Consider the following 19,107-nt stretch of genomic DNA (forward strand, 5'->3'; position numbering starts at 1 on the left):
CGCTTCCTTCGTACTCACCCTCGCGGGTTTTCCTCCGGGCGCTTCCTTTGTTCTTCGTTTTGTTCTTGCGTTTCCGACTCTATCAGACTCTTTCGTGTCCGATTCCCGGTCGAAGCGGGGTTCGCTTTCCAGTTCAAGCGCTTTCGCGCTTTCCCTTTCCGGCGAGGCCAACCTTACCAGACCATTTCCGCGCCGTTTCCGGAACCGGATTTGAATTCTGTGGCCGTTGGCGGGCCATTCCCTTTCGGGTGGATGCAGACTTTATCAGGTCTCCCCGGGTCTGTTTCCCACCCTCCTCGCGGGCACCGTCCGGGCACACGTGTGTGTCGGGGGGCCGTGCGAGGTGGAGACGTAAACGTACTGGAGCGGGCCCCCTCGGTGCAAATCGAGGGGAGCCCGCTCCGGTTCGGGTCGCTATGGCGAGGGTCAGACCTCGATGACGACCGGGAGGATCATCGGGCGGCGGCGGTAGCCGTCCGAGACCCACTTGCCCATCGTGCGGCGGATGAGCTGCTGGATCTGGTGCGGTTCGGCGACGCCGTCGGCCGCGGCGCGGGCGATGGCTTCCTCGATCTTGAGCGCGACCGAGCCGAACGCGCCGTCGTCGATGCCCGAACCGCGGGCCTGGATGTTCGGGCCGCTCACGACCTTGCCCGTGGTGCTGTCCACCACGACGTAGACCGAGACGATGCCCTCTTCACCCAGGATGCGGCGGTCCTTGAGATGGACCTCCGTGACATCGCCGACCGACAGGCCGTCGACGTACACGTAGCCGGCCTGGACCTTGCCGGAGATCCGGGCCTTGCCGTCGATCAGGTCGACGACCACGCCGTCCTCGGCGATCACGATCCGGTCCTTCGGGACACCCGTCAGGGCGCCCAGCTCGGCGTTGGCGCGCAGGTGGCGCCATTCGCCGTGGACCGGCATCAGGTTCCGCGGCTTGCAGATGTTGTAGAAGTACAGCAGCTCGCCCGCGGAGGCGTGACCGGAGACGTGCACCTTGGCGTTGCCCTTGTGCACGACGTTGGCGCCCCATCGGGTCAGGCCGTTGATCACGCGGTAGACCGCGTTCTCGTTGCCCGGGATCAGGGACGACGCCAGGATGACCGTGTCGCCGGGGACGATCCGGATCTGGTGGTCGCGGTTGGCCATCCGGGACAGGGCGGCCATCGGCTCGCCCTGGGAGCCGGTGCAGACCAGGACGACCTCGTGGGCCGGCAGGTCGTCCAGGGTCTTCACGTCCACGACGAGGCCGGCCGGGACGCGCAGGTAGCCCAGGTCACGGGCGATGCCCATGTTGCGGACCATCGAGCGGCCGACGAAGGCGACCCGGCGCCCGTACTCGTGGGCGGCGTCGAGGATCTGCTGGATGCGGTGCACGTGGCTGGCGAAGCTCGCCACGATGATCCGGCTGTGGGCGTTGGCGAAGACCGTCCGCAGGACGTTGGAGATCTCCCGCTCCGGCGGCACGAAGCCCGGGACCTCGGCGTTCGTCGAGTCGGAGAGCAGGAGGTCGATGCCTTCCTCGCTCAGCCGCGCGAACGCGTGGAGGTCGGTGAGTCGGCTGTCCAGCGGGAGCTGGTCCATCTTGAAGTCGCCGGTGGCCACGACCAGGCCGGCGGGGGTCCGGATGGCCACGGCCAGGGCGTCCGGGATGGAGTGGTTGACGGCGATGAACTCGCAGTCGAAGGGGCCGAGGGCCTCCCGTTCGCCTTCCTTCACCTCAAGGGTGTAGGGGCGGATCCGGTGCTCCTGGAGCTTCGCCTCGATGAGGGCCAGCGTCAGCTTGGAGCCGATCAGCGGGATGTCCGGCTTCTCCCGGAGGAGGTAGGGGACGGCGCCGATGTGGTCCTCGTGGCCGTGGGTGAGGACGATGCCCTCGATGTCGTCGAGCCGGTCCCGGATGGACGAGAAGTCCGGGAGGATCAGGTCGATGCCCGGCTGCTCCTCCTCCGGGAAGAGGACGCCGCAGTCGACGATCAGGAGGCGACCGTCGAACTCGAAGACGGTCATGTTGCGGCCGATCTCACCGAGACCGCCCAGGGGGGTGACCCGGAGGCCGCCCTTGGGGAGCTTCGGCGGCGGGCCGAGTTCAGGATGCGGATGGCTCAAAAGTCTCTCCTCACCACGCACGCCACGTACCTCGGAAGGCACGTGGCGCGCATGTCATTCGTGCACTTGCTTGTGTCTGTTGTGATCTTGCGTGTTCAGTTGTGCCGGTCGTGCTTGTTCAGTTGTGAAGTCCGTTGTCAGAGCTGTACCCCGCCGGCGGCAAGATCGATCTTGAGCTGGGCCGTCTCTTCGGCGGTCAGCTCGACCAGCGGGAGCCGCAGCGGGCCCGCGGGCAGGCCCTGGAGGTTCAGCGCGCCCTTGGTGGTGATCACACCCTGGGTGCGGAACATGCCGGTGAACACGGGGAGCAGCTTCTGGTGGATCTCGGCGGCCTTCTGCACGTCGCCGCCCAGATGGGCTTCGAGCAGCGCGCGCAGCTCGGGGGTGACCACGTGGCTGACCACGGAGACGAAGCCGACGGCGCCGACCGACAGGAGCGGCAGGTTCAGCATGTCGTCGCCGGAGTACCAGGCCAGGCCGCTCTGTGCGATGGCCCAGCTGGCACGGCCGAGGTCGCCCTTGGCGTCCTTGTTGGCCACGATACGGGGGTGCTCGGCCAGCCGTACGAGGGTTTCGGTGTTGATCGGGACACCGCTGCGGCCCGGGATGTCGTAGAGCATGACCGGCAGTTCGGTGGCGTCGGCGATCGCCGTGAAGTGGCGGTAGAGGCCCTCCTGCGGCGGCTTGCTGTAGTACGGGGTGACCGCGAGCAGGCCGTGGGCGCCGGTGCGCTCGGCCTGGCGGGCGAGCTCCAGGGTGTGGCGGGTGTCGTTGGTGCCGATGCCGGCGACGACGTGGGCGCGGTCTCCGACCGCTTCGAGTACGGCTCGTACGAGGTCGTTTTTCTCCGCGTCGGTGGTGGTCGGCGACTCACCGGTGGTGCCGTTGATGATCAGGCCGTCGTTGCCTGCGTCCACCAGGTGGACGGCGAGCCGCTGCGCGCCGTCGAGGTCGAGTGCGCCATCCGCCGTGAACGGCGTGATCATGGCGGTGAGGACCCGCCCGAAGGGGGTCTGCGGAGTCGAGATCGGAGCCATGGGTAACACGCTACTCGCTGCCACGCTCGCGGTGTCCCCTCGGGGGACGTCAACGAGGTGTCGCTCCCCCATATGACTGCGGAGTGTGACCGCGGGTTGTTGGAGCCCGGCACTGCCTGCTCGGGGGTTCAAGCAGTGCCGGGTCCGTTTGATCAGCCTAGATGAACTTTACGAAACGCCGCAATACGGACACTTGGGACTTGCCTTCGGACATCCGTGCGCGACCGGCTGTTTCCGGCCCTACGGCGCGACGCGACCGTTGGCGTTGAAGGCGGCGTAGGTGAGCGGCATGAGGGCCGCCCAGTGCCGCTCCATCTTCTCGCCGACCATCTCGATCTCCCGCTGCGGGAAGGACGGGGTGGCCGCCAGCTCGTGCTGGGTGCGCAGGCCGAGGAAGTGCATGAGCGAGCGCGCGTTGCAGGTGGCGTACATCGAGGAGAAAAGACCGACCGGCAGGACCGAACGGGCAACCTCGCGGGCCACGCCCGCCGCGAGCATCTCCTGGTACGCCTCGTACGCCTGACGGTAGGAGTCCTCCATGACGCGGCCGGTCAGCTCCTGCTGCGCCTCGGTGCCCTCGACGAACACGTACTTGCCGGGGCGCCCCTGCTGGACGAGCTTGCGCTCGGCGTCGGGGACGTAGAAGACCGGCTGGAGCTCCCGGTAGCGGCCGGATTCCTCGTTGTAGGACCAGCCGACGCGGTGGCGCATGAACTCGCGGAACACGAAGATCGGGGCGCTGATGAAGAAGGTCATCGAGTTGTGCTCGAACGGGCTGCCGTGGCGGTCGCGCATCAGGAAGTTGATCAGGCCCTTGGAGCGCTCCGGATCCTTCTGCAACTCCTCCAGCGACTGCTCGCCGGCCGTGGAGACCCGGGCGGCCCACAGGACGTCGGAGTCGGCGGCGGAGTGCTTCACCAGCTCCACCGTCACATCACTGCGGAAGCTGGGTTTCAGGTCTGAGGCGGCGGTATCGCTCACTGGGGTCCTTCCAAACGTGTCGCACCTGGGGCGCGCCCACTCTACGGCGCCCGGCGGGGCTCCCCGTCCGGGCCCGGGCGGGGAAGGGGCGCGCCGGGACGGCCGACGGGCCGCCGAACGAACGCGAACGATGTCCGAAATCCGGCACCTATCGGGGCGTTCGCGCGTCCTACTGGGGGAAGGACCACCAACGGCCCCCCGGGGCCCCGACCACAAGGAGAGCCGTCTTCATGTTCCTCCGGCGCGAACCCGTCCCGTTCACCTTCGTCGCCGAGGCCGAGCGTTTTCGCAGTAACGTCACTCCGCCGCCGCGCGAGAGTCTGAGCAAGACTCAGCTCGCCGCCCGTACGCTGGTCGGACTGACCGTGGTGGCCGGACTCGTCGGCTCGCTGCTCTTCGGTATGCCGGCTCTGCAGCCGCACCAGGCGCCCGGGACGTCACAGCAGTCGCGGGCCTCCGAGGGGCGGTAGCCTCACGGGCACAGCCCAACCGAACGTGCATGTGAGTGAGGTCCAGCCGTGCCCCTGCCCTTCTTGACGGCCGACGGCGTAGCCGACGAGCACGAAGACGAAGCCCTCCCCCACGACGACCACGACCGCTGGCGCCGGGCCTACCGGCCCGGCCCCTGCCGGGTGGCGATCGCGGCGCTGCTGCTCCTGCTGACCGCCTTCATGCTGCTGGCCACGATGATCATCGCGTTCGCGGGAGCGTGGGGCGGCGCCGTCGGGTGCCTGGCCGCCGCGCTCACGGTGCTGGGGGCGACGCTGCGCCTGCTCCTGGCGGGCGTGTGGGTGAGCCGTACGGGCCTGCGCCACGTGGCGTTCTTCCGGACGCGCTCGATCCCGTGGAGCGCGGTCGACGGGATCAGGACGGTGCAGCAGCCGGTGCGCTGGCTGGGCCTGCCGAGGACCGTGCAGGGCCAGGCGCTGACGCTCTCGACCCAGGACGGCGCGGCGGCGCCGGTGCTGCTGACCGACCACAACGCCGACTTCCTGGCGCGCGGCGAGGCGTTCGAGCGGGCCGCCGACGTGGTCGGCGCCTGGGCCGAGGAGTACCGGGCCGACGAGTACGCGGCCGTGCCCGCCTGAGGTGCACCCGGAGCGCGGCCGAAGCCCGTACAGGAGCGGATCAGACCTGTACGGGCTTCCCGTCGTGCAGGGCGATCGCCCGCTGCATGGCCTTGCGGGCCCGCGGGGTGTCGCGGGCGTCGTGGTAGGCGACGGCGAGGCGGAACCAGTTGCGCCAGTCGCCCGGCGCGTCCTCCGTCTCCGCCTTGCGGCGCGCGAAGACCTCGTCGGCGGAGTCCCGCAGGATCCGGCCGTACTGGTCCCGCTCCAGCTCGTCCACGGGCAGGGCCCCCTCGGCCTCCAGCTCGGCGGCGAGCCGGTTGGCCTTGGTGACGAAGCGGGTGTTCATCCAGAGGAACCAGACCCCGATGACGGGCAGGACCAGGACCGCGACGCCGAACGTGACGGTCAGCCAGGTGCCCTGCCCGAGCAGCATCAGGCCCCGGCTGCCGACCAGGACGAAGTAGACGACCAGGACGGCCGCCGTCAGGAAGTACGTGATCTTCGCGCGCATGGGTACTACTGCCTGCTCATCAGCCGAGGTCGAGGAAGTGTTCCAGGCCGAAGGTGAGGCCCGGGGTCTGCGTCACGCGGCGCGCGCCGAGCAGGATGCCCGGCATGAAGCTGCGGTGGTGCAGGGAGTCGTGACGGATGGTCAGGGTCTCGCCCTCACCGCCGAGCAGCACCTCCTGGTGGGCCAGCAGCCCGCGCAGGCGGATGGCGTGCACCGGGACGCCGTCGACGTCGGCGCCGCGGGCCCCGTCGAGGGCGGTGGCGGTGGCGTCGGGCTGGGCGCCGAGGCCGGCCTCGGCACGGGCGGCCGCGATGAGCTGCGCCGTACGGGTCGCCGTCCCCGAGGGGGCGTCGACCTTGTTGGGGTGGTGCAGCTCGACGACCTCGACGGATTCGAAGTAGCGGGCGGCCTGGGCGGCGAACTTCATGGTGAGGACGGCGCCGATGGAGAAGTTCGGGGCGATGAGCACCCCGGTCTCCGGGGAGCCGGCCAGCCAGCTGTCCAGCCGGGCGAGGCGGTCCTCGGTCCAGCCGGTGGTGCCGACCACCGCGTGGATGCCGTGGCCGACAAGGAATTCGAGGTTCCGCATCACCGAGTCGGGGGTGGTCAGCTCGACGGCGACCTGGGCGCCGGCGTCGACCAGCGTCTCCAGCTTGTCGCCGCGGCCGAGGGCGGCGACCAGCTCCATGTCGTCGGCGGCCTCGACGGCCTTGGCCGCCTCGGAGCCGATGCGGCCGTGGGCGCCGAGGACTGCCACGCGCAGCTTGCTCATGTTCGCTTCCTTAGGTGCGTACGTCGGCACGTGCGTACGTGCCTGCGGGATGTGCCGGCGGGGTCAGGCGACCGCTTCGTCGAGGCGGGCGGCCTGCTTCTCCTTGAGCGGGCCGATCGCCGCGAGGGAGGGGCGCTGGGCCAGGACGTCCCGGGCGACGTCGCGTACCTCGTCCGGGGTCACGGCGGCGATGCGGGCCAGCATCTCGTCGACCGACATCTGGTCGCCCCAGCACAGTTCGCTCTTGCCGATGCGGTTCATGATCGCGCCGGTGTCTTCCAGGCCGAGGACGGTGGAACCCGAGAGCTGACCGACGGCCCGGCCGATCTCCTCGTCCGTGAGCCCGTCCGAGGCGACCTTGTCGAGTTCGTCGCGGCAGATGCGCAGGACGTCGTGGACCTGGTTGGGCCGGCAGCCGGCGTAGACGCCGAAGAGGCCGGTGTCGGCGAAGCCCGAGGTGTACGAGTACACGCTGTAGGCCAGGCCGCGCTTCTCGCGGACCTCCTGGAAGAGCCGCGAGGACATGCCGCCGCCGAGGGCGGTGTTCAGCACGCCGAGCGCCCAGCGGCGGTCGTCGGTGCGGGCCAAGCCGGGCATGCCGAGGACGATGTGGGCCTGTTCGGTCTTGCGGCTGATCAGGTCGACCCGGCCGGCGGTGCGCACGCGCTTGGTGCCGCCGCGCGGGCCGACCGGCTCGGCGTCGGCACGGGTGAGCGCCCCGGCCTTCTCGAAGGCCGCGCGGACCTGGCGCACGACCTTGTTGTGGTCGACGTTGCCGGCCGCGGCCACGACCAGGCGGGTCGGGTCGTAGTGCTTCTTGTAGAAGCGGCGGATCCGCTCGGCGCCGAGGGCGTTGATCGTGTCGACGGTGCCGAGGACGGGCCGGCCGAGGGGGGTGTCCCCGTACATGGTCTGGGCGAACAGGTCGTGGACGCAGTCGCCCGGGTCGTCCTCGGTCATCGCGATCTCTTCGAGGATCACGCCGCGCTCGGCGTCGACGTCCTCCTCGCGGATCAGCGACCCGGTGAGCATGTCGCAGACCACGTCGATGGCCAGCGGCAGGTCGGTGTCGAGCACCCGTGCGTAGTAGCAGGTGTACTCCTTCGCCGTGAAGGCGTTCATCTCGCCGCCGACCGCGTCGATCGCGGAGGAGATGTCGAGGGCACTGCGCTTTTCGGTGCCCTTGAAGAGGAGGTGCTCCAGGTAGTGCGTGGCGCCGTTCAGCGTGGGCGTCTCGTCGCGGGAACCGACGTTCGCCCAGATGCCGAAGGTGGCCGAGCGGACGGACGGCAGGGTCTCGGTGACGATGCGCAGGCCGCCGGGCAGGACGGTGCGGCGGACGGTGCCGATGCCGTTCCGGCCTTTGAGGAGGGTTTGGGTACGGGCGACGGCCCGCCCCTCGGAAGAGGGGCGGGCCGTCACACGGGAACTACGCGACGTCACTTGTCGGAATCGTCCTTCTCGGCGTCGGCGGCCTCTTCGCCCTCGACCACGGGGACGAGGGAGAGCTTGCCGCGGGAGTCGATCTCGGCGATCTCGACCTGGACCTTGGTGCCGACCCCGAGCACGTCCTCGACGTTCTCCACGCGCTTGCCACCGGCGAGCTTGCGGATCTGCGAGATGTGCAGCAGGCCGTCCTTGCCGGGCATGAGGGAGACGAAGGCACCGAAGGTGGTGGTCTTGACGACCGTACCCAGGTAGCGCTCGCCGACCTCCGGCATGGTCGGGTTGGCGATCTGGTTGATCGTGGCGCGGGCGGCCTCGGCGGCCGGGCCGTCGGCGGCACCGATGTAGATGGTGCCGTCGTCCTCGATCGTGATCTCGGCGCCGGTGTCCTCCTGGATCTGGTTGATCATCTTGCCCTTGGGGCCGATGACCTCGCCGATCTTGTCCACGGGGATCTTGACGGTGATGATCCGCGGGGCGTTGGGGGACATCTCGTCCGGCGTGTCGATCGCTTCCATCATCACGTCGAGGATGTGGAGGCGGGCGTCGCGGGCCTGCTTGAGGGCGGCGGCCAGGACGGAGGCCGGGATGCCGTCGAGCTTGGTGTCCAGCTGGAGCGCGGTGACGAACTCCTTGGTGCCGGCGACCTTGAAGTCCATGTCGCCGAAGGCGTCCTCCGCACCGAGGATGTCGGTGAGGGCGACGTAGTGGGTCTTGCCGTCGATCTCCTGGGAGATCAGACCCATGGCGATACCGGCGACGGGGGCCTTGAGCGGCACACCGGCGTTCAGCAGCGACATGGTGGAGGCGCAGACCGAGCCCATGGAGGTCGAACCGTTGGAGCCGAGGGCCTCGGACACCTGACGGATCGCGTAGGGGAACTCCTCGCGCGTCGGCAGGACCGGCACGATCGCGCGCTCGGCGAGCGCGCCGTGGCCGATCTCGCGGCGCTTGGGGGAACCGACGCGGCCGGTCTCGCCGACCGAGTACGGCGGGAAGTTGTAGTTGTGCATGTAGCGCTTGCGGGTCACCGGGGAGAGGGTGTCCAGCTGCTGCTCCATGCGGAGCATGTTGAGGGTGGTGACGCCCAGGATCTGGGTCTCGCCACGCTCGAACAGCGCCGAGCCGTGCACGCGCGGGATGGCCTCGACCTCGGCGGCGAGGGTACGGATGTCCGTGATCCCGCGGCCGTCGATGCGGACCTTGTCCTTGATGACGCGCTCGCGCACCAGGGCCTTGGTCAGGCTGCGGTAGGCGGCGGAGATCTCCTTCTCGCGGCCCTCGAAGGCCGGGAGGAGCTTCTCGGCGGCGATGTCCTTGACGCGGTCCAGCTCGGCCTCGCGGTCCTGCTTGCCCGCGATGGTCAGCGCCTGGGCGAGGTCGCCCTTGACCGCGGCGGTGAGGGCCTCGTACACGTCGTCCTGGTAGTCCAGGAAGACCGGGAACTCGCCCTCGGGCTTGGCGGCCTTGGCGGCGAGGTCGGCCTGGGCCTTGCACAGGACCTTGATGAACGGCTTCGCGGCGTCGAGACCGGCGGCGACGACCTCTTCGGTCGGCGCCTCGGCGCCGCCCTTGACGAGCGCGATGGTCTTCTCGGTGGCCTCGGCCTCGACCATCATGATCGCGACGTCGCCGTCCTCCAGGACGCGGCCCGCGACGACCATGTCGAAGACGGCGTCCTCGAGCTCGGTGTGCGTCGGGAACGCCACCCACTGGCCGCGGATCAGCGCGACGCGGACGCCGCCGATCGGGCCGGAGAAGGGCAGACCGGCCAGCTGGGTGGACGCGGAGGCGGCGTTGATCGCCACGACGTCGTACAGGTGGTCGGGGTTGAGCGCCATGATCGTGGCGACGACCTGGATCTCGTTGCGCAGGCCCTTCTTGAAGGACGGGCGCAGCGGGCGGTCGATCAGGCGACAGGTGAGGATCGCGTCCTCGGAGGGGCGACCCTCGCGGCGGAAGAACGAGCCGGGGATCTTGCCGGCGGCGTACTGCCGCTCCTCGACGTCCACCGTGAGGGGGAAGAAGTCGAGCTGGTCCTTGGGCTTCTTCGACGCGGTGGTCGCGGAGAGCACCATCGTGTCGTCGTCCAGGTAGGCAACGGCGGAGCCGGCGGCCTGGCGGGCCAGACGGCCCGTCTCGAAGCGGATGGTGCGGGTGCCGAAGGAACCGTTGTCAATGACGGCCTCGGCGTAGTGGGTCTCGTTCTCCACTAGCGTTTTCTCCATTTTCGTCGTCTCCGTCCGCCACCCGTGTGGTGGTGGACGGTTGCGGAGAAGCGCTCCTGGCGTGCGGGCCGGTCTTCGATCGAAGCACCCGGTTCGTAGCCTTCCGGGGCTTTCCGGATGCCACTACCGAGGACCGGCGGCGTAGGGAGGGCGCTCCTCCTCTTCAGTTGTGCACCTGCGACCAGACTACAAAGCGTCCGGTACGTCGCGCACGTACAGCAAAGGGAGCGGTCCCATCGGTGTGGGAACCGCTCCCTTCACAGCGTCTTTACTTGGCGCCGGCCGCACCGCGGCGGATGCCGAGGCGCTCGACCAGCGTACGGAAGCGCTGGATGTCCTTCTTGGCCAGGTACTGCAGCAGGCGGCGACGCTGGCCGACCAGGATCAGCAGACCACGACGGGAGTGGTGGTCGTGCTTGTGGGTCTTGAGGTGCTCGGTCAGGTCCGAGATGCGCTTCGAGAGCATGGCGACCTGGACCTCGGGGGAGCCGGTGTCGCCCTCCTTGGCACCAAACTCTGCGATGATCTGCTTCTTCGTAGCGGCGTCGAGCGGCACGCGTACTCCTCGTTTAGGTCTTCGTAGCCACCGAGTGCCCCAGGTCGAATTCTCTGGGGATCTTCCGTAACTCGGGAGGCGGGGTCCGCTGAGCGCAGCCTCCAGAGATGCTCCGGGGGCGCGTACACAAACGGCCGTCACCCAGCGTACCAGGCTGCCGGGCCGGGGACCGCCCCGGTCGGCCCGTCTCAGCTGGTGAGGGAGCGGGCCCGGGTGTAGACGTCGAGCACGGCCAGGGTCAGCGGGACCAGGCTGAGCAGTACCGCCGCCTCGGTGAGGTCGAGCAGCCGTCCCCAGAAGGGTGACAGGCCCTTGCGGGGGATGACAAGCGCGATTCCGGCGAGGAGGGCCGCGCCGCCGGCGACCGCCGCGGAGAGCCAGATGGTGCGCAGGTCGAGGCCGCCGCGGTCGTGGTACTTGACGAGTTCCGCGAGCAGGTCGGCCGGCGGGTGCAGGGCCAGGCCCAGGACCAGCAGGGCGACCGCGGCGAACCCGGCGACCAGGGCGCACACCACCTGGGAGGTGTAACGGAAGAGACGGGCGCGCAGCAGCATCGCGAGGCCGCCGGCCAGGGCCAGCAGCCGGCCCCAGGTGTTGTCGGAGAAGCCGAGGACGGCGGCGGAGCCGACGACGACCGCGGCGCAGCCGCCCGTCAGGCCCAGGAGCATCTCGTGGCCGCGCCGGGCCTGGGCCGCTATGGCTTCCGCGTCGAGGGACGCGCCGGAGTCGTGCCGGTCGGCGCCGGTCGGGTCGGCCGGGTCGCCGTACGGGGCCGGGTCGTGGCTGTCGGGCGACTCGTAGTCGCGGGTCGAGCTCTGCGGCGCGGCGTAGCCGATGGGCAGCCGGGCGAAGCGGGCGGAGAGGCCGGGCAGGAAGGCGACGAGCCCGATCGCGACGGGCGCGCAGACGGCGGCGGCGGCGGTCGCGGAGGCGTCGGTGGCGATGGCCGCGAAGGTGGCGAGGGTGCCGGTGGCGGCGAGGAAGGTGGCCGCGACGAACGGCGCGTCGCCGTGCGGGGTGAGGGCGACCAGCGCGACGGAGGCGACCAGGGCGCACGCGCAGCCGAGCAGGAACTGCAGGCGGCCGGGTCCGTGACCGGCGGCGGGCGCGACGATGCCGGAGCCGGCGATGAGCAGGTGCGGGAGGGCGGCGAGGCCGAGGGCGACGGCGGAGCCGCCGTCCCGGTAGACGCGGGCGCGCACGCCGGCGGCGGCGGTGAGCAGGACGCCGACGGCGGCGGCGATGACGCCGGGCAGGCTGTGGGTGTCGTGGTGGACGGGGTCGGCGTACCAGAGGACGAAGCCGAGCAGCACGAGCAGGATCGCGGCGCCGGCGAGCCCCGCGCCGCGCAGCATGTCGTCGCTCCAGCGGTGCCGGTCGCGTACGACGGCGGACGCCACGGCGTCGGAGACGTCGTCGAAGACGGCGGGCGGCAGGGACTCGGCGAAGGGGCGCAGGCTGAGCACCTCGCCGTCGAGGACCTGCTGGGCGGCGAGGGTGCGGGCGCCGTCGAGGACGGCGCCGGAGCGGCGTACGAGGTGGAACCCGGTGGGGGCGCCGACGGGCTGCGTCTGGCCGGTGAGCCGCAGGAGTTCCGGGTAGACGTCGGCGACGGCGATGTCCTCGGGGAGGGCGACGTCGATCCGACTGTCCGGTGCCACGACGGTGACCCTGCAGAAGCCGGTCGCCTCGGCCGTACTCACCTGTCTGACCCCCTGGTTGCCGTTCCGGCGTCGCGTGTCGCGGCGTCGGATTCGCTCGAGCGCATGTCGCGCGGCCACCCTACCGGGCTTATGACGGACTGTAGGCAAGTAGGATCACCACCCCCGGCCAGGCCCGGGACTTGAGGGCGCCGGTCGTGGACGTCCGTCCGTTTTCGAGGGATTGATGCTCCGGTGAGCCAGATCGTCGTGAAACGCCCGCCCAGGTCGCTGCCGCCGGAGGTGCCGGCGGACGAGGTGCGCCTGGAGGCTCCGCCGGAACTTCCGCGGGGCCAGCAGGAGGGCATGCTGATGCAGCTCCTGCCGATGCTGGGCATGGGCTCGTCGGTCGTCTTCTTCTTCATGCCGGGCGCGGCGCCCTTCATGCGCATCATGGGTGTGCTGATGCTGGTGTCGACGGTGGGCATGGTGATCGCCCAGTTGGTGCGCCACCGGCGCGGCACCCAGGGGCAGATGGCCGATGTGCGCCGGGATTACCTGAAGTACCTGGCGCAGACCCGGCGTCAGGTGCGTCGGACCGCGCGGGCGCAGCGCGACGCGCAGTTGTACCTGCACCCGGCGCCGGACCAGTTGTGGTCGGTGGTGGCGGAGGGCTCGCGGCTGTGGGAGCGGCGGGTCGGCGACGAGGACTTCGGGCAGGCCCGGTTGGGTCTGGGCGCGCAGCGGTTGGCGACGCCGTTGGTGGCTCCGGACACGGCCCCCGTGGACGAGCTGGAGCCGTTGACGGCCGGGGCGATGCAGCGCTTCCTGAAGGTGCACTCCTCGCTGGACGGGCTGCCGGTGGCGGTGTCGATCCGGGCGTTCTACCACGTGACGGTGTCCGGGGAGGCGGAGTCGGCGCGCGGTACGGCGCGGGCGCTGGTGGCGCAGTTGGTGACGCTGCACTCCCCCGAGGACCTGATGGTGGCGGTGGTGGCGGCGCCGGGTGCGGTGCCGTCGTGGGACTGGACGAAGTGGCTGCCGCATACGCAGGTGCCGGGGCAGGTCGACGGGGCGGGCACGAAGCGGCTGTTCGGGGACGACCTGGGCGAGCTGGAAGGGCTGCTGGGGTCCCGGTTGGAGGGGCGGCCTCGGTTCAGCCGGGACGTCTCGCCGGTGCTGGACCAGCCGCACCTGGTGGTGGTGCTCGACGCCAACTCGCCGCGCGGTGGTCTGGTGCCGCCGGACTCGGTGTTCGCGGCGGTCGAGGGCCTCCAGGGCGTGACCATCGTCGAGGTGGTGGCGGGCGAGCTGGACGAGCCGCGCGGCGGCCTCTCGGTCGTGGTGCGGCCGGGCCGGCTGCGACTGGAGTCGGGCTCGGGCGTCGCCTACGAGGGCGCTCCGGACACGCTGTCGTTGCCGGCGGCGGAGGCCCTGGCGCGGCAGTTGGCGCCGCTGCGCACCGGGGGCGGTGACGACGACGAGCCGCTGCTGGCGAACCTGGACTTCACGGACCTGCTGAACCTGGGCGACGCGGCGCAGGTCGACGTCTCCCGCACCTGGCGGCCGCGGTCGGCCGGCGAGCGGCTGCGCGTGCCGATCGGCGTGGGCGAGGACGGCACGCCGGTGATGCTGGACCTGAAGGAGGCCGCGCAGGAGGGCATGGGCCCGCACGGCCTGTGCGTCGGCGCCACGGGCTCGGGCAAGTCGGAGCTGCTGCGCACGCTGGTGCTCGGCCTGGCGGTCACGCACACCTCGGAGACCCTGAACTTCGTCCTCGCGGACTTCAAGGGCGGTGCGACGTTCACCGGCATGGGGCAGCTCCCGCACGTGGCGGCCGTGATCACCAACCTGGCGGACGACCTGACCCTCGTGGACCGGATGGGCGACTCGATCCGCGGCGAGTTGCAGCGCCGCCAGGAGCTGCTGAGGTCGGCGGGCAACTACGCCAACATCCACGACTACGAGAAGGCGCGGGCGGCGGGCGCCCCGCTGGAGCCGCTGGCCTCGCTGGTGCTGGTCATCGACGAGTTCTCCGAACTGCTCACCGCCAAGCCGGACTTCATCGACATGTTCATCCAGATCGGCCGGATCGGCCGCTCGCTGGGGGTGCACCTGTTGCTGGCCTCGCAGCGCCTGGAGGAGGGCAAGCTGCGCGGCCTGGACACCTACCTGTCGTACCGGATCGGTCTGCGGACCTTCTCGGCGGCCGAGTCGCGGACCGCGATCGGTGTGCCGGACGCGTACCACCTGCCCTCGGTCCCCGGTTCCGGCTACCTGAAGTTCGGCACCGACGAGATGACCCGTTTCAAGGCGGCGTACGTCTCGGGCACCTACCGCTCGGGCGGGCCGGACCTGTCGGTGGGGCCGTTCCCGGTGGAGCGGCGGCCCGCGCTGTTCACGGCGGCTCCGGTGCCGGTGGTGTACGCGGCGCCGGACCCGGCGTACCTCGCGGCGCAGCCGAAGCGGGGGGACGACGCGCTCGCGGACACGGTGCTGGACGTGATCGTGGGCCGGCTGGAGGGGCAGGGGGTGCCGGCGCACCAGGTGTGGCTGCCGCCGCTCGACCAGGCGCCGCCGCTGGACCAGCTGCTGCCGGCGCTCGCGCCGAGCGAGGCGCGGGGTCTGCACGCGGAGGGGTACACGCGGCCCGGTGGGCTCGTCGTACCGCTCGGCCTGATCGACAAGCCGTTCGAGCAGCGGCGTGAGGTGCTGTACCGGGACTTCTCCGGGGCGGCGGGCCACATGATGGTGGTCGGCGGCCCGCAGTCGGGCAAGTCGACGCTGATGCGGACGCTGATCTCCTCGTTCGCGCTGACGCACACCCCGCGCGAGGTGCAGTTCTACGGGCTGGACTTCGGCGGCGGCTCCCTTTCGTCGGTCGCGGACCTGCCGCACGTGGGCGGGATCGCCTCCCGGCTGGACCCGGAGCGGGTGCGGCGTACGGTCGCGGAGGTGGCGGGCGTGCTGAACCGCCGGGAGGAGTTCTTCCGGGCGAACGGCATCGACTCGATCGGTACCTACCGGCGCCGGCGCGCGGCCGGTGAGCTGCCCGGCGAGGCGTGGGGCGACGTGTTCCTCGTCGTCGACGGCTGGGGCGGTTTCCGGGGCGAGTACGAGGGCCTGGAGCCGGTCGTCACGGACATCGCGTCCCGGGGTCTGGGATACGGCATCCACGTGGTGGTCACGGCGGCCCGGTACATGGAGGTCCGGGCCGCGCTCAAGGACCAGATCCTGAGCCGGCTGGAGCTGCGGCTCGGTGACGTCATGGACTCCGAGTTCGACCGCCGGGTCGCCGCGAACGTGCCGACGGGCATGCCGGGCCGAGGTCAGGTCCCGGAGAAGCTGCACTTCCTGGGCGCGCTGCCGCGCATCGACGGTTCGCACAGCGCGGAGGACCTCTCGGAGGGCACGGCCGCCTTCGTGGCCGCGGTCAAGGCGAGCTGGGCGGGGCCGTCGGCTCCGGGGGTACGGCTGCTGCCGCGGCTGCTGCACGCGGACCAGTTGCCCAAGGGCGGCGAGTTCCCCGGGCACGGCATCTCGATCGGTGTCGGGGAGACGGACCTGGAGCCGGTGTTCGTCGACTTCGAGACGGACCCGTTCTTCCTGGTGTTCGGCGAGAGCGAGTCGGGCAAGACGAACCTGTTGCGGCTCATCGCGCAGCGGATCGCCGAGCGGTACGGCCCGGACCAGGCCAAGCTCGTCGTCGGCGACTACCGGCGTGGCCTGCTCGGCGCGCTGCCGGAGGAGCACCTGCTGGAGTACGCGCCGATGGCGAATTCCCTGCAGATGCACATGGAGGCGCTGGGCGGGGTGTTCTCCCGCCGGCAGCCGCCGGACGACGTCACCCCGCAGCAGCTTCGGGACCGCAGTTGGTGGACGGGCCCGGACGTCTTCATCATCATCGACGACTACGACCTGGTGGCCGGCAGCCAGGGCAATCCGCTGACGCAGTTGGTGGAGTTCCTGCCGTTCGCCCGGGACACGGGCGTGCGCTTCATCATCGCGCGGAACTCCGCCGGTGCCTCGCGCGCGCTGTACGAGCCGTTCATGCAGCGGATCAAGGAGCTGGGCGCCCAGGGAGTGGTGCTGTCCGGCGACCCGTCCGAGGGAGACCTGCTGGGCAACGTCAGGCCGCGTCCGCTGCCGCCGGGCCGGGCCCATTTCGTCTCGCGCCGGCGCGGTACGTCGCTGATCCAGATCGGGCGGTTGCCGGCATCGGGGACGTGAGAAGCGCGAACGCTCCCCGCGCCGCCGCCCGGACACCGATAATCGGGCCTGAACGCTGCACCGAAGTCGCACGAAGGGAAGGCCGCGCCATGGGGTCCCAGCAGGAGAAGGACGAGCTGTACGCGCTCGACATCAGCGGCGTCGAGTGGGAGGGCCCGCCCGGGACCAGTCCCGACGAGGAGCGCGTGGAGATCGCGAAGCTGCCCGACGGGGCGGTGGCCATGCGGTCCTCGCTGGACCGGGACACCGTGCTGCGGTACACCGCGGCCGAGTGGGAGGCGTTCGTGCTCGGTGCCCGGGACGGCGAGTTCGACCTGCGTTGACCGAAGAACGCGCGAAGGGGCGCGCCCGGTGCGGGCGCGCCCCTTCGACGTGGACCGGCGGGCTCAGTACGCCTCGGTGAACAGGCGCGATGCCTTGATGTCCGTGGCGTGGTAGTCGCCCTTGCCGCGCTCGATGAGCTGGGCGACGGTCTCCAGCTGCTTGTGCATGTGGTCGGCGGCGGCCTTGTACTTCTTCTGGAGGGTGACGTACTCGCGGTGCGCCTCACCGTCCCAGGTGTCGGTGACCACCTTGACGGCGTTGTCCATATCGTCCAGGTCCTTCAGGATGTTCTGCGAGACCACACGAATGCGGTCCGCCATCTGCTGGACGCTTTCGTACCTGACCTTGGTGTGGCCGTCGGACATGATCTTCTCCTTCGCGCGGGGGCGTGGTGGGCAGCGTGGCCTTGGTCAGATGCCGTTGAGGCCGGACTTGTTGGCGGCGGCGAATGCCTGGCGCACGTCCTCGTCCTGGGCGTTGGTCAGGTTCTTGGTCTCCGACACCGCGTGGTGCAGGACCCCGAGCAGCCGGCGGATCTTGTCGTGGTCCAGGTTGATGTCCTCCTGGGCCTTGACGAAGCCTCCGGCACCCACGCCGGTCCAGCCCGCGCTCACCGTGGCGATGATGTCGGCCAGTTCACGGGACTGCCGCGACACGGCCTCGGCCGTCTCGGAGATCCTGTTGGCCGCCTTGACGACCGGATCGTCCGCAAGTCCGAAATTGCTCGTCATCCGAAGCTCCTCACTTCTCAATTCGCCGGCAGAACCGGCGGATCGCGTGGCGGAGCAGGCTTTCCGGGCGCGGAATCAAGCCACGCGCTCCCGGAAACTCCCCCTCCGCTCCACGCCATCCCCCGATCACAGTCGTGAAGCCTGCCGTCACTCTAGCCAGTCCACCGGTCCGCCCCAACACCGGTTCCCCGCAACGGTCGTGAACCGCGACCGTCGTCAGGGACGACGGCGGCGCCCGCGGGCGTCGCGCACGACGGTCGCGGTACCCGCGATGACGGCGATGAGGACGACGGCGGTTCCCAGGGCGTAGGTACCGAACCGCTCGTCCCGCTCCCGCGCGGTCTCGGTGAGGTCCAGGGCCGCCGCCTGCGGGGCGGCCGCCGGGGGCGGGCCCGGGTCCGGGACGGGCGCCTTGGGGGGCTCGCGGTCCTGGGTGAGTGCCCGTACCGGGTCGACGACGCCCCAGCCGACGTAGTCGTCGTGGCCGTTCACGGAGCGCTCGGCGGTGTTCTCGATCTGCCAGACGATCTGCTGCACGCTCCAGTCCGGGTGCGCGGCGCGCAGCAGGGCGGCGACCCCGGCGACGTAGGGCGCGGAGAAACTCGTCCCGTTGTCGACGCACTGGCCGAAACCGGGGACGGTGGAGACCATGTCGACGCCGGGGGCCGCGACGCCGATGAAGTCGCCGGGCTGGGAGAAGGCGGCCCGCTCGTTGTTGCGGTCGGAGGCGGCGACCGCGAGGACGCCGGGGAAGGCGGCCGGGTAGGTCTTGCGCTTCTGACCGCTGAGGCCGTCGTTGCCGGCCGAGGCGACCACCACCACCTTCGCGTCGACGGCCCGCTGGACGGCCTTGGCGAGTTCGGAGTCCGCGGTCAGCGGGACGTCGGTGTCCTGGGAGATGTTGATGACCTGGGCGCCCTTGGCCACCGCGTGGTCGATGGCCTGGGCGAGGGTCGCGGCGTTGCCGTTGCCCTGCCCGTCGTTCTGTCGGATCGGGATGACGGTGGCCTCGGGGGCGAGGCCGACGAAGCCGGTGCCGTCCTGGGGCCGGGCGGCGATCAGGCCGGCGACCTTGGTGCCGTGGCCCACCGTGTCGTTGGTGCCGTCCCCGCCCTTGGGGTCGACGAAGTCCTTGCCCGCGCCGATGTCGAGGGCGCTGCCGAGCTGCGGGTTGGCGCGGTCCACGCCGGTGTCGATGACGGCGACGCGGACGCCCTTGCCGCGGGTGTGGGCCCACAGGGCGTCCAGGAGCAGCCGTTGCAGGGCCCAGGGCCGGTCGGCGATCTGCTGCTTCATCGGGAAGGTGCACTCCCCCGTGCCGGCGAGGGTCAGGCCGTACGGGGCGGGCGGCGCGGCGGGGCCGCCGGTGACCGCCGCACCGCAGGCCGCGACGAGGGCGACGGCGGCGCCGGCGAGCAGGCTCCGGGTGGCCGCGGCGCGGCGCCCGGAAGGGTGTCGGGGCATCGGCG

Annotated in this window: 16 protein-coding genes; 4 read left to right on the top strand and 12 right to left on the bottom strand. The window is 70.8% G+C overall.

Annotated features, from left to right (window positions below):
• Positions 1-426: 426 nt before the first annotated feature.
• From ACFVXJ_RS21995 to thyX, 3 genes are all read right to left on the bottom strand, one after another.
• Positions 427-2,112 carry a ribonuclease J gene (locus ACFVXJ_RS21995; RefSeq protein ID WP_361308758.1) on the bottom strand — a complete coding sequence of 562 codons (1,686 nt, stop codon included), beginning with the start codon at positions 2,110-2,112 and terminating at the stop codon, positions 427-429.
• 137 nt (positions 2,113-2,249) lie between these two features.
• Positions 2,250-3,149: a 4-hydroxy-tetrahydrodipicolinate synthase gene (dapA, locus tag ACFVXJ_RS22000; RefSeq protein ID WP_361308760.1), complete on the bottom strand. Its 900-nt coding sequence runs from the start codon at positions 3,147-3,149 to the stop codon at positions 2,250-2,252.
• Between the two features lie 240 nt (positions 3,150-3,389).
• Entirely contained in the window at positions 3,390-4,130 is a 741-nt protein-coding gene (gene thyX, locus ACFVXJ_RS22005) for an FAD-dependent thymidylate synthase (protein ID WP_389663932.1), read from the bottom strand.
• A 230-nt stretch (positions 4,131-4,360) separates the two neighbouring features.
• Between thyX and ACFVXJ_RS22010 the strand changes: the two genes are divergently transcribed.
• Entirely contained in the window at positions 4,361-4,600 is a 240-nt protein-coding gene (locus ACFVXJ_RS22010; protein WP_389663934.1) for a hypothetical protein, read from the top strand.
• A gap of 48 nt (positions 4,601-4,648) precedes the next feature.
• The gene (locus ACFVXJ_RS22015) at positions 4,649-5,218 is read left to right on the top strand and encodes a PH domain-containing protein (RefSeq protein WP_389663936.1); all 570 of its coding nucleotides are present in this window, start codon (positions 4,649-4,651) and stop codon (positions 5,216-5,218) included.
• A 40-nt stretch (positions 5,219-5,258) separates the two neighbouring features.
• On the opposite strand, the gene ACFVXJ_RS22020 is transcribed toward ACFVXJ_RS22015, so the two are convergent.
• The 6 genes from ACFVXJ_RS22020 to eccD all read right to left on the bottom strand — a co-directional run bounded on the left by ACFVXJ_RS22020 (position 5,259) and on the right by eccD (position 12,416).
• Positions 5,259-5,711 (bottom strand): hypothetical protein, encoded by a 453-nt coding sequence (locus ACFVXJ_RS22020; RefSeq protein WP_389663938.1) that lies wholly within the window; start codon positions 5,709-5,711, stop codon positions 5,259-5,261.
• Between the two features lie 19 nt (positions 5,712-5,730).
• Positions 5,731-6,483 (bottom strand): 4-hydroxy-tetrahydrodipicolinate reductase, encoded by a 753-nt coding sequence (dapB, locus tag ACFVXJ_RS22025; protein ID WP_389663940.1) that lies wholly within the window; start codon positions 6,481-6,483, stop codon positions 5,731-5,733.
• A 63-nt stretch (positions 6,484-6,546) separates the two neighbouring features.
• A complete protein-coding gene (locus ACFVXJ_RS22030) occupies positions 6,547-7,926 on the bottom strand; it encodes a M16 family metallopeptidase (protein WP_389663942.1) in 1,380 nt (459 codons plus the stop codon).
• Positions 7,923-10,142, bottom strand: coding sequence for a polyribonucleotide nucleotidyltransferase (locus ACFVXJ_RS22035; RefSeq protein ID WP_389664139.1), 2,220 nt, complete (start codon positions 10,140-10,142; stop codon positions 7,923-7,925). Before ACFVXJ_RS22035 ends, ACFVXJ_RS22030 begins: the two co-directional genes overlap by 4 nt.
• A gap of 283 nt (positions 10,143-10,425) precedes the next feature.
• Positions 10,426-10,713, bottom strand: coding sequence for a 30S ribosomal protein S15 (gene rpsO / locus ACFVXJ_RS22040; RefSeq protein WP_136213493.1), 288 nt, complete (start codon positions 10,711-10,713; stop codon positions 10,426-10,428).
• A 188-nt stretch (positions 10,714-10,901) separates the two neighbouring features.
• Positions 10,902-12,416 (bottom strand): type VII secretion integral membrane protein EccD, encoded by a 1,515-nt coding sequence (gene eccD / locus ACFVXJ_RS22045; protein ID WP_389663945.1) that lies wholly within the window; start codon positions 12,414-12,416, stop codon positions 10,902-10,904.
• Between the two features lie 192 nt (positions 12,417-12,608).
• On the opposite strand from eccD, the gene eccCa reads away from it, so the two are divergent.
• Both eccCa and ACFVXJ_RS22055 read left to right on the top strand, forming a co-directional pair.
• Positions 12,609-16,583 carry a type VII secretion protein EccCa gene (gene eccCa, locus ACFVXJ_RS22050; RefSeq protein WP_389663947.1) on the top strand — a complete coding sequence of 1,325 codons (3,975 nt, stop codon included), beginning with the start codon at positions 12,609-12,611 and terminating at the stop codon, positions 16,581-16,583.
• Positions 16,584-16,672: 89 nt separating this feature from the next.
• Positions 16,673-16,906 (top strand): DUF397 domain-containing protein, encoded by a 234-nt coding sequence (locus tag ACFVXJ_RS22055; protein WP_136213490.1) that lies wholly within the window; start codon positions 16,673-16,675, stop codon positions 16,904-16,906.
• 63 nt (positions 16,907-16,969) lie between these two features.
• Here the strand turns inward: ACFVXJ_RS22055 and ACFVXJ_RS22060 are convergent, their stop codons facing one another.
• The 3 genes from ACFVXJ_RS22060 to mycP all read right to left on the bottom strand — a co-directional run bounded on the left by ACFVXJ_RS22060 (position 16,970) and on the right by mycP (position 19,102).
• Positions 16,970-17,272 (bottom strand): WXG100 family type VII secretion target, encoded by a 303-nt coding sequence (locus ACFVXJ_RS22060; protein ID WP_389663949.1) that lies wholly within the window; start codon positions 17,270-17,272, stop codon positions 16,970-16,972.
• A gap of 45 nt (positions 17,273-17,317) precedes the next feature.
• Positions 17,318-17,638, bottom strand: a complete 321-nt coding sequence (locus ACFVXJ_RS22065) for a hypothetical protein (RefSeq protein ID WP_389663951.1) — start codon at positions 17,636-17,638, stop codon at positions 17,318-17,320.
• A gap of 216 nt (positions 17,639-17,854) precedes the next feature.
• Positions 17,855-19,102 (bottom strand): type VII secretion-associated serine protease mycosin, encoded by a 1,248-nt coding sequence (gene mycP / locus ACFVXJ_RS22070; RefSeq protein WP_389663953.1) that lies wholly within the window; start codon positions 19,100-19,102, stop codon positions 17,855-17,857.
• Positions 19,103-19,107 lie beyond the last annotated feature (5 nt).

The sequence above is a fragment of the Streptomyces sp. NPDC058279 genome, assembly GCF_042881255.1.
Classification (GTDB): Bacteria; Actinomycetota; Actinomycetes; order Streptomycetales; family Streptomycetaceae; genus Streptomyces.